This is a genomic window from Pseudomonadota bacterium, from assembly GCA_039815145.1.
In the GTDB taxonomy this organism is placed as follows: domain Bacteria; phylum Pseudomonadota; class Gammaproteobacteria; order Steroidobacterales; family JBCBZW01; genus JBCBZW01.
In genome coordinates this window covers 18,638-34,290 of record JBCBZW010000027.1, presented here as the reverse complement: position 1 = coordinate 34,290, position 15,653 = coordinate 18,638, and the positions used below count along the sequence as shown (strand labels likewise).

Here is a 15,653-nt window from a genome sequence, read left to right as displayed (position 1 = left end):
AGATCTGATGACGCCGTGACGCTGGAGGCAGACCTTCCGTGGTCGCAAACGCTATGTGTCAGATATCACAAGGCCATGAATCCCATTAGCCAAAAGTCACGTAATCATCCGCTCATGGGGACTATGTGGGCGCTGTCGTCACCTGGCAGTGGGTAGGCGGCGCTTACGTTAAGTGGACGTACCGAGGGTGGCAACTAACATTTTCGTCACGCGTGAGGGGATATCGATATTCACAAAATCGAGAGCTATGGAGAAAATTAGGTATATGGCGGGGCGTTAGCGAGCGAGGGAGCGCGGCGAGCAAGATGTTACGAACCGGAGGTGAGCGGTCAGTCGCCTCCGTTGGGTATGTCGAATCGACCGCTTGCCGCGACAGCTGCCCCGCAGGTCGCAAGGGGCGCCCTGGCCGTGAGGGCGAGTAACGCCTGGCGTGTAGCCATCATTGGTCCGTGAGGGGGCGATTCAGGGCGACGTCGGAGGCCCTATCGACGGGATGCCACCGCCCGTACCCTTGATGCAGTGGCGCCTGTTCGTCATCGACACCCGCACGGCCGTGTGCCGCAACGACACGACCGGCGAGGTGGTTGCGCTGGATCTTCCCGACGTAGGCCTGTCGACCCAGCTCGGTCTAGGGTTTGGGGACTCGGACGATGTTTCGATCACGGTGCGGGGAAATGTGCGCTAGGCTCGCTAGGCGTCAGCGCGGAACAATTCGCGGATCATTTCCTCGTCGATGGGCGGTTCGTCCTGCGCCACCCCCTGGCCGTAGGTGGCATCGGCCAGCGCCTGCTTGCGCGCTTGCAACGCGATGATTTTCTCCTCCACCGTGCCCTCCGTGACGAGCTTGTAGACGAAGACCGGCCGGTGTTGGCCGATACGGTGGGCGCGATCCGTCGCCTGGCGCTCGGCGGCGGGGTTCCACCACGGATCGTAGTGGATCACCGTGTCCGCCTCGACCAGATTCAGGCCCACGCCGCCGGCCTTGAGAGAGATCAGAAACAGGTCCACCTCACCTTCGCGGAAGCTGTCGATGGCCTCGTCGCGGCGTCGGGTCTGGCCCGTGAGTTTGCTGTAGCCGATGTCTCGCTTGAGAAGCTCTTCCTCGATAAGGCCTAACATAGAAGTAAACTGAGAGAAGAGCAGCACGCGCCGACCGTCTTCCAGCAGTTCCGGCAGGATCTCGAACAGCAGCTCGAACTTAGCTGAACCTGCGCGCTCCGCGCCTGGTGTGTTCGCGGGGAGGAGTCGGGGGTCGCAACACACCTGGCGCAGCTTCAACAGCGCGTCGAGCATCACGATGTGGCTACGGGCCAAGCCGCGGGCGGTGATGGCCTTGCGCACCCGTGATTCCATGGTGAGGCGAATACTCTCGTAGAGCTTCGCCTGGTGTGTGCCGAACGACGCTGCGCGAAGGAACTCGCTTTTTGCTGGCAACTCGCTGGCCACCCGCTCCTTGGTACGGCGAAGCAGGAAGGGCCGTACGCGGCGCGTGAGGGCCTCCAGCCGCTCGCGCTTGCCGTGCTTCTCGATGGGGGTGGCGTAGTGGTTGGCGAAGTGCGCGGCGTCGCCCAGGAAGCCAGGCATCAGGAAGTCGAACTGCGTCCATAGCTCGCGTAGATGGTTTTCCAGCGGCGTGCCCGTGAGGCACAGGCGGTGGCGGCAGTCGAGACCGCGGATGACCTGTGCGGCCTGAGCCTTGGGGTTCTTGACGTGTTGGGCTTCGTCGAGGATCACGTAATGCCAGGGTTGGCCGAGCAGGGTATCGCGGTCGCGCGGCAGCAGCGGGTAGGTGGTGAGCACCACATCGAACTGCGCGAGCTGCGAGAACCAGGTTTCCCGCTGTGGCCCGTGGAGGACGAGTACCTTCAGCTTCGGTGTGAACTGCGCGGCTTCGCGGCGCCAGTTGCTCATCAAGCTGGTGGGCGCGACGATGAGGCTCGGGATATCCATTCGGCCGGCCCGCCGTTCGACGGCCAGGTGGGCGAGGGTCTGGATGGTCTTGCCGAGGCCCATGTCGTCGCCGAGGATGCCGTTGAAGCCGTACTCGCGCAGGAACTGCAGCCAATCCACGCCGTGCTGCTGGTAGGTTCGTAGGGTGCCCTTGAAGGTGGAGGGGAGCTTCACCGTTCGTAGGCCTGACCAGTCTGCAAGCTTGTTGGCCAAGCGGCGCAGGCTGGTGCCGCCGCGGATAGGGAGGTCGCCAAGATCGAGCAGGCGCGCTGCGTCGGCCTTGGCTAGGGTGAGTTCTTCCTTGTCGTCGTTGTTGTGCAACTCCAGGATGGTCTCGAGCACCGGCGCGATGAGCGCTGCGTCAACGCGCACGAACTCTCCGGGCTCCACCTCCAGGTACAGCGTGTCGGGGAGTTGCCCGGGGCGGTATTGCTCGAGCAGCTCAGCGACCAGCGGCAGCATGGGCAGATCTTGACCGTTCACCTGCAGATCAAAGCGCAGGCTGAACCAGTCCCCGGCCCCCTCGTCGATGGCGCCGGCGAGGGCGCTCGCCTGGCGCACGCCGAAGTCCGATTTCCCGCGATACTCCACCGCCCAGCCCTCGTCGCGCAGCTTCGGTGCTTCGCGGTGCCACCAGTCGAGCCACTCGTGGCGCAGGCTGATGCCGGGCTCATCATCCAAGAGCACGAACAGCTCCTCGCTGATCTCCACCAGGCCGGAGGCGGCGAGGCGCGGCGCAGCCTGGCGTTCCGCAGATGCGTCGCGGTGCACGTGAAGCAGTCCGCCGTCCGTCTCGATCACCAGAGTTTGGCGTGCGTCTGTCGGCGCCAGTTGTACCTCGCCCGCGTGGCCGTAGCGAAAGCACAGGCGCGCCTCGCCTCTAAGGGGCGTGCTCGGGTCCACGTCCACGATCAGGCAAGGCTGCGGCGGGGCGCGCAGGTCGACCACCGGTACGGCCACGGGGGTTGGCAGGCCGGGGGCGCTACGGGCAAGGTGGCGGCTTACCTCGTCCACGCGATCAGCTGCCACCACCGGCGCACGCAGTAGCCATTGGAGCTGATCGCTGGTCAAGTGTTCAGCTAGGACAAAGTCGCCGACGGTCAACGTGGTCTCGTCGATGTAGGCGGGGGTGGGTAGATCCAATAGCACGCGTATGCTGGCCGCCACGTCCAGCGTGGGCTTATAGCCACCCTCGCAGGGCGCCCAAGACACGGTGAGTTCGCGGTCGGGGCCGCGCGTCAGGGGGCCGAGCCGATCTTCAGCGACGTAAAGACGGCCGGTGGACGCCATTTTCTGAAGCGCGAGGTGGCCGGTGATGCCGCCTAAGCGGGTGCGTTGTGTCCAGTGGTCGCGCCCGCCCACCAGCATCAGATCCAGGATCTCGCGGTCGATGGGGCGCACGTACGAGCCGCGGTAGTGCATGCGCTCGACGCTGGCCAGGCTGACCACACGGCCCTTGGTCCAGGCGCCATCCTTGCGCTGGCGGGAAACGGCTAGCTCGATCGCCGCCTCCCCGTCTGGGTATTGCCCAAGCTTGAGCAGGTACAGCAGGGACTCTGGTGTCGCGCCCGAGCGCGCCTCGTCGGCTGTCGTGTCGCTGTCTCGCAGCTCATCCAACCAGGCGCTTACGCGATCGGTGGACGCAGACGCATCCGTCTGTTGTTCGAGCCAGGTGAGCACCAAGGCCACCACATGCTTACAGTTGAATCCGACAGGGCAACTGCAGTCGCCGTCCAGCACGGGAACCCCGTAGCCATCGGTGGAGATCTCGACTTCCTGCCGGTAGGGCGCTTCGGCGCTGCCGATGCAGGAGCCGGCGAGGAGCACCTTAGTGGAGTCGACGAGGGTACCGGTTACCCGTGCGCGCCCATCGCGCGCGTAGCGACTGCCCCTGGCGAATGAGGTGGCGCTGGTCTCGTCGGCCAACCAGGCGGGGTCTAGGAGCTTGGGGTCGATCATGGATCGTGTTGTGGACGGCGGATAGTCGGAGTGCCTTTGTTTGAGTGGCGAGCTGGCTGGGGGTGTGGTGGGAGGTATCGTACCGCCAGGGAGGATCAAGCTACACAGGTGGGTGTGTGCCCATTGCCTTGCTGGCCCTCGAGGGAGCGCGTCGCACCGGCGCAGGCCTGGAGTGAGTCGTTAGAGAGCCTGACAAGGCTTCTAGGTGCGGTGCATCCGTTGACATTTCCGCTGAATGCATGCAAAGTGCATGCATGAGTGTAAACGTCACCATCCGACACGTGCCTGAAGAGGTCCGGGACGGTCTTGCCGAGAAGGCTCGGCAAGCGGGCAAATCCATGCAGGAATACCTGCTGGAAGAGCTTGAGCGCTTGGCACATAGCCCCTCAGTAGATCGCTGGATCGATGCGGTTCGCGAACGCAAAGCCCGATACAACAGCCGAGTGTCGACTGAGCAGGTACTCGCTGCACGAGATGCCGACCGCAAGTGACGCTGGTCATTGATGCCAGCGTGGTGGTTGCTGCGCTCGTCGACAACGGCGGCCAAGGCACCTGGGCCGAGGCCATACTCGCGCAGGGCGAACTTGTCGCACCAGAGTTGCTCGTGGTGGAGGTCAGCAACGTCTTGCGGCGCCTCGCGCGCTCCGGCAGTGTTTCCTCAGAACAAGCCGATGATGCACAGGCCGCGTTGATTGAGTTGCCCGTGAAGCTCGCCCCACTGCACCCTTTGCTAGAGCGTATCTGGGAGCTACGTGATAACGTCACTGCCTACGATGCCTGCTATGTGGCGATCGCCGAGCGCCTGAGCGCGCCCTTGGCAACGCTCGACCGCAGGCTCGCCACCCAGCAGACGCTATGCGAGTTCCTGACTCCCTAGAAGCCTCTTGGCATGGTGAGCGCGGTGCGATGACGTTCTTGCAGCTGTCTCGCGCGTTGGTCTGGCGTGAACACAGGCTCGTTCTTCAGGACGTCCTGTAGATCTCTAAACCGCACCTCTTCGGTCAACGGTGCGCCCACCCTCTGCGTGGTGCACGACACACCTTGCCAACGCATGAATGAGAACACCGTAGAGGCGCCTGCTGGATCAAGCCAGTTTTCGACGCCGGGGTCTCGCCGGCTGATAACGAAGCGATAGTTGCCGTCTTCGCTTCGATGCGCCTGTTTCGTGGTGAGGCTGTTTTGGTGATATCGGTAGTCCAGGGCGCTGAACCAAAGGTCGCCCAGCTGAATTCCCTGATAGCGCGCATCAGATTCTGGAACGGTAATGACGAAAGCGTTCGTGCTGGTGAGTTGGAAGTGACCCGCGGCATTGAATTGACCGGGGAGACCCTGTTCGGTTTGCCGGGGCGGACTCATGACATTCGCAGGTAGGTTGGTACGCAGAAGCTCAACAAACTTGACCCAACCTCTAGTCAGTCCAGTGAGATATTGGGCAGCGCGTTCATATTGCTGATCGACGCTCTCGGGGCTAGGGAGTGGCTTGCTTTGGCCGACGGTGTCGCATCGCTCGATACGCCACGTGCTCCCCGTTTCCGTGCTCCAGTCCATCAGGCTCTCTCTGATCAAGATACTGTTCGCACGCAGGACACGCTTGGTGTTGCTCAACCAGTTTTCACCCTCAGCCAGCTTCTCTGGAGGCGCCTCGCTAATGATGATCTTGAACTCGCCATTGCACTTGGTTCTCAGCATGGCCAGATCAAGCTCGCTTACGGGCAGCGGGCTGGTCAGGTTTTCGTTGAAGCCAGGCTCGCCTGCGCCCACCTGAATCTGCAAGTCGGCAGCGTTGCCTCGCTTGCCGTGAATAATGTAAGTCCCGGGCGTTTCTATGGTCGCGAGAAAATAGAGATTGTCTGGATTGACCAAACCAAACTGGTTGTGTCTTTCAAGCCGCCGAAACTCGGGGTGCCTGGCGTCGTTCAACGCAAAGCCCTGGTCCAGTGCTGCTGCAATGTGATGCTTGAGCTGAAGGTCAGCGTGAGCTTGCTCCAAGTCTGGTCTGTCACTGTACTGCAGCCACGGGGCGAGCAGCATGGTTTGCCGGGCTTGCTCAATGGCGTTTGCGAAGAGCTGCGGCCCCGCCAAGTCGTGATCAGCCTGATGCCTGGCCTCGCTCTGAACAACCCTCAAGTGGTCGTCGTAGGTGCTCTGGGTCTCGTGGGTCTCGTTCGTCTGATCGTAGGTCATGTTCATTCCTCATCGAGTGTCTATTCCCGAGGTACGGCTAGCGTTGCGCAACGCGGGGATGGCGGGCGGGAGAGGTTTCCTAGGGCGCGAGCTCAGGGAGCAACTGCACGATGCTCAGGCGCTGCTGGCGCTCCCCAGGCCCCATCGTCTGCGCGAGCAACCGGCCACTGATGAGGTAGACCTCGCCGAAGAAGAACTGCTCGGTACCGATCGCAATGTCATCGAGTCCGTCACCGTCCACATCACCGGCCGCCGCAATGATCGGCGGCTCCGAAAAGAAGCTGTGAGGCACATCGGCGATCTCCACACCGCGGGCGGGCAACACTGCCACTTCCTCAGGGTCTGCCCCGATCTCCGCCAGGTCGATCTGCGCGCCATTCACCAGCTCGCTACCGGACACGAGGAAGACACGTCCATCGTCGAACTGACCACCGCCGCGCATGGCGGAGATGAGGATGTCGGTGCGGCCGTCGCCGTCGACGTCACCGACGGGTGTCACTCGATTCCCGGCCAGGGCGATCGTGCTGTCCGTGCGCATCACCACCCCGGCCACGGTCGTCCCCACCTCCTCGAGGTTGACCACGCCGCCGCTGGCCGCGCCCAGCGTGTCACCGCCGAACACTACGTAGGCTTCGCCTTGTTCGCCCCGGGCCCGGCGGTCGCCCAGGAGCAGCTCATCGAACCCATCGCCGTTGATGTCGGCCAGGGGGGCGACGCCGACATCTGCGCGACTGTCCGGCTCGGTGAGGGCGAAGCGAATCGCCCCACCGTCCGCCACCAACGCATCGTCAATGCGAATCACACCATCGGCAGCGCGCTCGGCGGCGAGGGCTGCGCCGAAGATCAGGAACGCCTCGCGGTCGAGGCCAGGATCGTCGAAGCCGGGGGAGACGCCCACGAGCACGTCGCCCAGGCCGTCGCCATCGACATCGCCGCCGCTCGCGACGGTGTCGCAGAGCCCGAAGTCGTCGCCCTCGCCCTCCAGCACGATCGTTTGCAGGGGATCGCGGGCGGCCAGATCGATCGACCCGTTGGCTGCGATGGTCGCGGCCAAGCTAGTGCTGAACACCACGAAACCCCTGCCGACGCGGAACTCGTCGTTAACCTCGGCGCTCTTGGCGCAGATGAACAGCTCGCTGATGCCGTCGCCGTCGATGTCGCCCAGCGCGGTGAGCTCACGTCCAAAGTCGCCGCGGTCGTCCCGGTTCGTGCTGCGCACCAGGGCGCCGCCCACCATGCCGCTGTCGCCCACTTCATCGACGTCGAGGGTGCCGTCGCCTGCGAGTGCGTCGCGCAACGCCACGCCCGGGATCACGGCAACTTCGGGCGTGGCCTGGGCGATGACCAGCTCTGGCAGCTCATCGCCATCGAGCATCGCCACGGTGGCGAGGGCTGTACCTAAGGTGCGCTCCTGCTCCGGGCCTTCGATCAGCACCCGATCGCCGGACCGGAGATCCGATGCGGACGTGACCGGTTGCGTGAGCGCGGATAACGACGCGCCGTTCAGGATCGTGACGCGACCGGCTTCAGCGAGATCGGGGTCCGAGGAGGCGAACTGCGCGGATACGACAAGCTCGTCGTGGCCATCTGCATTGAGATCGGCCAGGGACACGATCTCGCTGGAGAAGAATTCGAACAGCGGCGCCTGACCACCCACCAGGGCGATCGCCCCGAGCGTCTCGAGCGCCGATTCAGCGATGTCCTCGATCGTCAGCGAAACGGGTTGCACCGTGCTGGCGACGCCGTCGCTTGCGGTGAGGGTGAAGGTGTACACGTTGTCTGCATCAACGTCCGCGGGATTCTCGAAGTCGAAGGGCGCGGTGCTGCTGACGGTGAGGCCGTTGGCATCCAGCGTGAACAGCGCGGCGTCCTCGCCGGCGAGCTCCAGGGTAATGACGTCACCATCCGGGTCGTCGACGGCAATCGGGATGTCGACGACCACGTTCTCCTGGGCGATCACGTCGAAGTCACCTGAGAACTCCGGCGCCTCGTCCGAGACGTTCAGCACCTGCAGGGAGAAGGCCTGGGTGGTGGCCTGTCCGCCGTCATTCTCAGCCGTTAGGGTGAAGACATAGAGGTTGTCGCCGTCGACGTCTGCGGGCGCCTCGAAATCGAAGGGGCCTGCGGTGACGGTACCGGCGAGCGCGTCGAAGGTGACCGCCGCTGCGTCGGCGCCCCCGAGCGTCAAGGTGAGCGCATCACCGTCGGGGTCGTTGGCCTCGATGGTGAACACGGTGACATCGCCCTCAGCGGCCGCCTCGTCGAACACGCCGACGAACTCGGGCGAGCCCTCGTCCACGTTGGTGATCTCGAGCTGATAGGCCTGTTCGACGACGACGGTGCCATCGGAGGCGGTGACGGAGAAGTTGTAGACGTTGTCACCGCCGGCACCTGCCGGATCCTCGAAGTCGAAGGGCGCCGCGGCGCTGACGGTGAGGGCGTCGGTGTCCAGCGTGAACAGCGAGGCATCTTCACCGGCGAGCTCGACGGTGAGCGCGTCGCCGTCCGGATCGTTGACGGCAATCGGGATGTCGACGGCCACGTTCTCCGCGGCGGTCACGTCGAAATCGCCCGAGAACACCGGCGGGGTGTCGGAGACGTTCAGCACCTGCAGTGAGAAGGTCTGGGTGGTGGACTGCCCGCCGTCATTCGCGGCGGTCACGGTGAAGATGTAGCGGTTGTCGGCGTCGACGTCTGCCGGCACCTCGAAATCGAAGGGACCTGCGGTGACGGTACCGGCGAGAGGGTCGAAGATGACCGCGACTGCGTCAGCGCCCCCAAGCGTCAGGGTGAGCTCATCACCGTCGGGATCATTCGCCTCGATGGTGAACACCGTGACCTCGCCCTCGGCGGCCACCTCGTCGAACACACCATCGAACTCGGGTGAGCCTTCGTCCACGTTGGTGATCCCGAGTTGGTAGGCCTGTTCGACGGCGATGGTGCCGTCGAAGGCGGTGACGGAGAACTCGTAGAGGTTGTCACCGTCGGCGTCGGCCGGTTGCTCGAAGTCGAAGGGCGCGTTGGCGGTGACCGTCGCGGTCACGGGATCCAGTGAGAAGAGCGCCGCGTCGGTGCCCCCGAGGGTGAGGGTCAGGGCATCGCCGTCGGCGTCGGTCACTTCGATGGGGATGTCGACCGCCGTGTTCTCGGTGCTCGTCTGCTCGAATTCCCCAGCAAACACCGGGGCGTTATCGGAGATGTTGATCACCTCGACCGAGAACGGTTGCTCCGTGGCCGCCAGGCCGTCGCTCGCGATGACTTGGAATTCGTACACGTTGTCGCGGTCAGCGTCGACGGGGAGCTCGAAGTCGAATGCCTGGTTCGCCTCGACGGTGAGCGCCTCGGCATCCAGGGTGAACAGCGCTGCGTCGGCGCCCTCCAGCGTCAGCGCTACGGCGTCGCCGTCAGCGTCGAACACGTCGAAGGGCAGCAGGGCGATGTCGCCCTCGGGGACGGGGGCATCGAAGGTTCCAGCGAAGTCTGGGGCGACGTCCGAGGCATTCGTGACGGTCACGGTGAAGTCGAGGTCGATCGGATCGATGCCGTCGCTGGCCGTGACGGTGAAGCGATAGACGTTATCCTCGTCCCCATCGGTGGGTGCTTCGAAGTCGAAGGGGGCGTTGGCGCGTACTGCGAGCCCATCCACGGAGAAGAGCGCGGCGTCCCCGCCGGCAAGCGACAGCGTGATCGCATCGCCATCGGGGTCGGCCACCTCCACCGGCACGAGCACATCGGTGTTCTCCTCCGCCTGCACGGCCAACACTCCGGAGAACACGGGCGCCTCGTTGTTCGGGGGCAACTGCTGCTGAGCGTCCTCGACGGGGGCCGCGGCTCCACCGCCACCTCCGCCACATGCGACGAGGGCGCCGGCGGACAATGCTCCAAGGACCGCGGTGCGATGGCGGCGGAGCCATGTCCAGATTGCCGCGTCTTTACATCTCATGTGACTACTCCGTCGTTGGACCATACTGGGGCTGAGTACCTGCGCGGCGCGAAACGGTTCTCGGCGCGGGATGGTCCTAGGAATAGCAAGTCATCGTGGTAGCGAACGTGGTAGGCGCTGTGTGCATACCAGGGTTTGCCGGGTGGTGCCGGTGCGACGGCGCGTGTGAGTCCCTAGCCTCGCTGAGGGGGTACTACTCAAGGTGGTATTGAGGTGGGCGTCGCGGTTGGGGCGCTAAAAGCTCGACCGCCAGCAGACCGGTCGGTCTCGCGTCATAACGCGAACCAACAGAGGCGAATGGTGGTGTGGCTAGTTGCTCTGGTGCAACTGCCAGCGCGCCTTGCGGTGGGGCGTCAGTGTCACCGCCACTGACGACCGGCCTCGATCGTCAGCGGCCGCGACCTTTGCGCCTAACTAGTCATCGCACCCGTGGCTAGCACCGCTCGGCCCGGGCGGGCGCCCGATGGCAGCGCGGGCAATGGACAGATCGATGCCGTTCACGACGTCGTCGCCGTTGAGATCGGCATCGGGATTTTCCGTGCCGATGGCGCGAAACACTTCGACCAGGTCCGCGCGCGTGACCTGGCAATCGCCGTTGAGGTCGGCATCGCAGATGTTGCCGAAGCCATCGCCGTCGGTATCCCGCTGCGCACCGTTTCGGGTAAACGAACAGTTGTCCGCGGGATTCGAGATGCCGTCGTCGTCGCGGTCGCCGGCGCGGCCGAACACGAGGTGGGCGCGGCCTAGGAAGTCGAATAGGCCGCCGGTGTAGGCGCCGAAGACGAGGTCGTCGATGCCATCGCCGTTCACGTCGCCGGCGGGGCCTGCGGCGTCGGCGTTGGCGCCGTCGAAGAACAGGTCGGCCTCGAAGACCACCTGCTCGGTGCTGTCGCCCACCTGGCCGAACTCGATCTGCGCTGGGAAACCGCCCGGGCGTCCGAACACGAGCATCGCCGGGCCGTCGAAGTTGCCGCTCGGAGAGTCCTGGGCGCCGACGAGGAAGTCGCCCACGCCGTCGCCGTCCACATCGCCGGCGCGGGCGACGACGGTGCCGGTGGAGGTACGAACGGCGCCTTGGAACACGATGCCTTGGCTGCCGTCGCCACCGTTTTCCGGGAGCAGATCGGCGAGTGCGAGATCCACGCCGAAGCCACCGCGGCGGCCAAACACCACGAAGGCCTGATCCTCGGCCTGCACGCCGATGAGCAGGTCCTCCACGCCGTCGTAGTTCACGTCTCCGGCGCTGCTCAGGGTCGGCCCGGGGCTGCCCTCGTAGCGTAACGCCGTGCCTTCGCTACCGTCGCCGCCGTTCTCGGCGAGCAGATCGGTCAAGGAGAAGGTAGGTGGGAAGGCGGCGCGGCCGTAGACCACGTAGGTGGGGACGTCGAGATCCCAGCCGTTCGGTGCGATGACGATGTCGTCGAAGCCGTCGGCGTTGAGGTCCGCGCTGCAGTTCACGGCCTCGCCGTAACCGTCGAACTCGCCGTCTGCGCTGAGTTCGAACCCGCCTGTGCCGTTGCCGCCGTTCTCCGGCAGCAGGCGTCGCACGTCGATCACCGATTGGGTATCGGTCCGGCCCAGCATCACGAACGTGTTGCCCGCACCTTGGGTGGCGCCGACATCCCCGTAGCGGCTGCCGAGCACGACGTCGGCGAGGCCATCTCCGTTCACATCGCAGTCCGCATCGAGGGAAAGGCCGAGGCTGTTGGAGCGGTCGAGGCCGATGATGACCGTGCCGTCGCTGCCGTCGCCACCCTCCCGCGGTAGCAGGCCCGAGAGGTTGAACTCCGCGCCGTCGAAGCCGCTGGCGCGGCCGAAGACGAGGTAGGCACCGCCCACGCTGCGTTCCTCGCCGCGGTCGCCTCCTGGCGCGGTGGCGATCAAATCGCCTAGGCCGTCGCCGTTGAAGTCGCCGGCGCTGCGGAAACGCCAGGCCAGATTGTCGAAATCCTCCACACCTCGGACGACCACGGCCTCGCTGCCGTCGTCGCCCATGGCTTCGCGAAACTCGCCGAGTTCCACCAGCGCGGGAAACGGCGCCTCGCGTCCGAAGACCACGTAGCCATCGCCCGGCGTGCTGGTGGCGAAGTACCCCCGGAAAGCGCCGGCGCCGATCAGCAGGTCGTCCACGCCATCGCCGTTGAGGTCCACGCCTCCGTCCACCCCGGTGCCAGCGTTGTCCCAGATCTGTCCCTGGAAGACGACGCCCTCACTGCCGTCGCCGCCGAAGTCGGGCCACAGGTCGGTGAGGGGGAAGCTGGGCGGAAACCCGGACAATTGGGCGTTCGCGGCGGGAGCGAGGACTGCCAGGCCCACGGTGGCCGCCGGCACGATGAGCGATGGCAGGCGGGTACGCAGTGCGGTGCGAACGCTGCGGGCGAGGGGAGTGTGAGTGTGCGCGCCATTCAATGGCTTGATCTTGTTTGACATTCCCTGTCTCTCTTGTTGCGGCGCGGTGTCGCGCGTGTGCGATGAAACTAGCGAATCACTTGCCTTTGGTCCTGTGTCGTCTGGAGTCCGGCACGCTGTCGGATACCCTCCTGGGAGGGTTGTCAGCGATATCGCCGCAGGCCTTCTTGGGGCGTTTACCTACGATCGATGTCATTCGGCGACGATCGCGGCGAGGCGTATTCGTGGCGGCGCTGCGGTACACCTTTCTGTTCGCTGAGAGTAGCTTGAATTGACCCGTGCTTGCGAGGCCGCTACCGCCGCCGGCGTCTGTCCCAGGCGAGATTCGCAGTCGCAAGCGGGTGAGTCATGTCCGTCGAGGCCTCCGAGAAGCAGCTTATTCGTCAAGTCCAAGGGCCCACCCGAATTGGGTACCCTGCGAGTGGTCGAGCTGCGCGAATTCGTCGAGCCCCCTCGCGTTGATCAGCCCATCGTGGTCGCCTAAGCTCTCCGTAAACACCGATAAGGGGTATCACGGATGAAGCCTCCAACTCGCCGCCTCGCTCTGCTCGGGGCTTTTCTCGCGTCACTAACGCTGCACCTCGCGCCGCCCGCCCACGCAGCGGACGAGTGCCTGCCCGAAGTCACCGTCCGCACCCTTCAGGATGACGGCCCAGGCAGCCTGAGGCAGGCCATTCAGGTCGTATGTCCCGGTGGCTTCATCGATTTCGACGTCCCGCTCCCGAGCAACATCGCGCTCGCCGGTACGCCCCTTTCCATCAACAAGTCCCTGACCATCGAAGGCCCAGGCGCTGACCTCCTGACGGTTGGGCCGAACCGCGCGACGCTGCTCAGCGTCGGGCGTGCCCTGGTGCGCATCAGCGGCCTCACCTTCGCGGGTGGCTTCAACGAGTTCTCCGGCGCGGGCATCGTCAACGGCGGCAACCTCGAGCTGACGGATGTGGTGGTCGCGGACAACTTCGTTGATGCGTTTTTAACCGGCGCCGAGGGTGCAGGCATCTACAACTTCGGCGTGCTGAACCTGCGTCGAGTGAGCGTTATCGGCAACTCCGCGCTCAGCTCCGGCAACCTCACCACCGTCGAAGGACCCGCCATCTACAACGAACGTGGCCGGGTGGTGATCGAAGACAGTCTGATCGCCGACAACGTCGCCATCCCCGCAGGCCCCGTGCTGATCGCAACGGCTGCCCTGGCCAACAACGGCGGCCAGATGATCATTCGCAACAGCACCGTGGCCGATAACGATGTCGCCAGCGAAGACTTCGGTACCGTCGTCATCGGCGTCGGCGGTGACGGATTGGTAGAGATCGAGCAGAGCACGATCAGTCGTAACGGTGGCGCCGCGTCGCTCTTCGGCACGTTGCTCTCGGGCAGTGGCACGTACACGCTGAACAACACGATCGCCGCTGAAAACGGCGTCAATAGCATCTGCGCCAGCCCAAACCTCGTGGTCTCCGCAGGACACAACCTGTTTGATGCGCCACTCTGCGCGCCAGCCGCAGAGAGCGATCTGGTCGACGTCGACCCGCAACTGTTGTTCCTGAACGAGAACGGCGGCGCCACGGCCACACTGGCCTTAGGCCCCGGCAGCCCCGCCCTCGACGCGGGCGATCCGGACCGCTGCTTCCCCACCGATCAGCGCGGCGTGCTTCGCCCCCAAGCTGGCGGCTGCGACATCGGCGCCTTCGAGTCCTTGCCGGTCGACCTGGTGCTGAGCAAACGGGTCAGCGCCACGCAGGAGGTGGGGCCCGGCGAGTCGATCGTGTACACGCTGGAGGTCAGGAATGTCGGTAAGGACGACACGGTGTCCGCGGTGGTGAGCGACCCCTTGCCACCGGAGACGGTCTTCGTCGGCCCCGTCACCCTGATCCCCCCGCAGCCCGATGCGATTCTGGCTGACGACCCGTCGGATCTACCTATTATCGCCAGTAATCTTACCGTGCCGGCGGGGGAGATGGTTACTCTGAGCGTGCCAGCCACCGTGGCCGACGATGCTCCACCGGACGTCACCGTGATCAACACGGCCCAGGTGACGAGCGACGAGGATCCCACGGCGGACGAAGGCTCCGCATCCCTGCAGACCTGCGCCTTCGAGTCCGTGGTGGCCACCACCGAGGACGGCGGCGCCGGCAGCTTGCGCCAAGCCATCGAGCAGTCGTGTCCCGGCGCCGTGGTGAGCTTCGAGCTGCCACCGTCGTCCACCATCACCCTGCGTGGTGAACTGCTGGTGGAGAACGATCTGATCGTCCGGGGGCCGGGTCGCGGCCTCACGCTGCGGGCGGTGGGCAGCCGCCACTTCCGCCTCGACAGCGCCAACGTGCAGATCACCGACCTCACCATGACCGGCGGGCGAGCCGAGCGCGGTGGTGCCATCTCTATGACCTTCGGGCAGCTGCTGCTCGGCAACGTCGTGCTCTCGAACAACGCTGCGCGCGAGGCGGGAGGCGCGGTGTACCAATTGGGCGGGCAGCTCACGATCGATCAGTCATCCCTTACCGGCAATCGGGCCCTGGGCGTTCAGGGCGGAGGTGCGGTGTTCAGCGACGGCGGTGTCACGGATATCACCCGCAGCACCTTGGCGAACAACATCGCAAGCCACGTAGGAGGTGCGTTCGCGGTCTCCACTCCGGACAACTTCAGCCCGAGTGAGGGCACCGTGAGCAGCAGCACCTTCTCCACCAACCGCGCGGGCGTGAGCGGCGCCGGCATCCATGTGGGGTCGCGCTTCGAGGTGGCGATTCTGAACAGCACGATCGCTGACAACGCGGCCCCCGAGGGGGGCGCAGGTATCACCGTCGATAACGAGCTCAGCGGCGTGCGGCTGTTCAACACCGTCCTGGCTGGCAACGGCACTGCGCCGGATTGCGCTGGGGGCCCCGCCGCCTTCGTTTCCCAGGGCAACAATATCGACAGCGATGGCAGCTGTGGCCTGACGGCCGCAAACGACCTGCCGGGCGTCGAGGCGATGCTAGGCCCCCTCGCCCCCAACGGTGGGGTGACGTTGACCCATGCTCTGCTGCCGGGCAGTCCGGCGATCGATCGAGGCTCGCTCACCCGCTGCCCCACCTTTGACCAGCGTGGGGTTGGACGCCCCCTCGATGGCGACGGCGATGGGCTGGCCCGCTGTGACATCGGCGCCTTCGAGGGCGCTGCCACCCCGGCGGACGGTGCCTTCTGAGCGCCAGCCATCAGTCTCGCCGGCTTCGCC

The 15,653-nt window shown here is 65.1% G+C and carries 8 protein-coding genes; 4 read left to right on the top strand and 4 right to left on the bottom strand.

What is annotated here, in order from left to right; translation table 11 throughout:
• Positions 1 to 493: 493 nt before the first annotated feature.
• Entirely contained in the window at positions 494 to 685 is a 192-nt protein-coding gene (locus AAF184_09595; GenBank protein MEO0422576.1) for a hypothetical protein, read from the top strand.
• A gap of 5 nt (positions 686 to 690) precedes the next feature.
• Here the strand turns inward: AAF184_09595 and AAF184_09590 are convergent, their stop codons facing one another.
• Positions 691 to 3,909 (bottom strand): DEAD/DEAH box helicase, encoded by a 3,219-nt coding sequence (locus tag AAF184_09590; GenBank protein MEO0422575.1) that lies wholly within the window; start codon positions 3,907 to 3,909, stop codon positions 691 to 693.
• A 254-nt stretch (positions 3,910 to 4,163) separates the two neighbouring features.
• On the opposite strand from AAF184_09590, the gene AAF184_09585 reads away from it, so the two are divergent.
• Both AAF184_09585 and AAF184_09580 read left to right on the top strand, forming a co-directional pair.
• Positions 4,164 to 4,400, top strand: coding sequence for a hypothetical protein (locus AAF184_09585; GenBank protein ID MEO0422574.1), 237 nt, complete (start codon positions 4,164 to 4,166; stop codon positions 4,398 to 4,400).
• Positions 4,397 to 4,786 carry a type II toxin-antitoxin system VapC family toxin gene (locus AAF184_09580; GenBank protein MEO0422573.1) on the top strand — a complete coding sequence of 130 codons (390 nt, stop codon included), beginning with the start codon at positions 4,397 to 4,399 and terminating at the stop codon, positions 4,784 to 4,786. The genes AAF184_09585 and AAF184_09580 overlap by 4 nt, the downstream gene beginning before the upstream one ends.
• Here AAF184_09580 and AAF184_09575 read toward each other — a convergent pair.
• From AAF184_09575 to AAF184_09565, 3 genes are all read right to left on the bottom strand, one after another.
• Positions 4,783 to 6,093 carry a DUF1214 domain-containing protein gene (locus AAF184_09575; GenBank protein ID MEO0422572.1) on the bottom strand — a complete coding sequence of 437 codons (1,311 nt, stop codon included), beginning with the start codon at positions 6,091 to 6,093 and terminating at the stop codon, positions 4,783 to 4,785. The genes AAF184_09580 and AAF184_09575 overlap by 4 nt on opposite strands.
• Positions 6,094 to 6,172: 79 nt before the next feature.
• Complete coding sequence (locus AAF184_09570; GenBank protein ID MEO0422571.1) at positions 6,173 to 9,892, bottom strand: hypothetical protein; 3,720 nt, start codon at positions 9,890 to 9,892, stop codon at positions 6,173 to 6,175.
• Positions 9,893 to 10,450: 558 nt separating this feature from the next.
• The gene (locus tag AAF184_09565; protein MEO0422570.1) at positions 10,451 to 12,466 is read right to left on the bottom strand and encodes a hypothetical protein; all 2,016 of its coding nucleotides are present in this window, start codon (positions 12,464 to 12,466) and stop codon (positions 10,451 to 10,453) included.
• Between the two features lie 496 nt (positions 12,467 to 12,962).
• Between AAF184_09565 and AAF184_09560 the strand changes: the two genes are divergently transcribed.
• Entirely contained in the window at positions 12,963 to 15,623 is a 2,661-nt protein-coding gene (locus AAF184_09560; protein MEO0422569.1) for a choice-of-anchor Q domain-containing protein, read from the top strand.
• Positions 15,624 to 15,653: the final 30 nt, after the last annotated feature.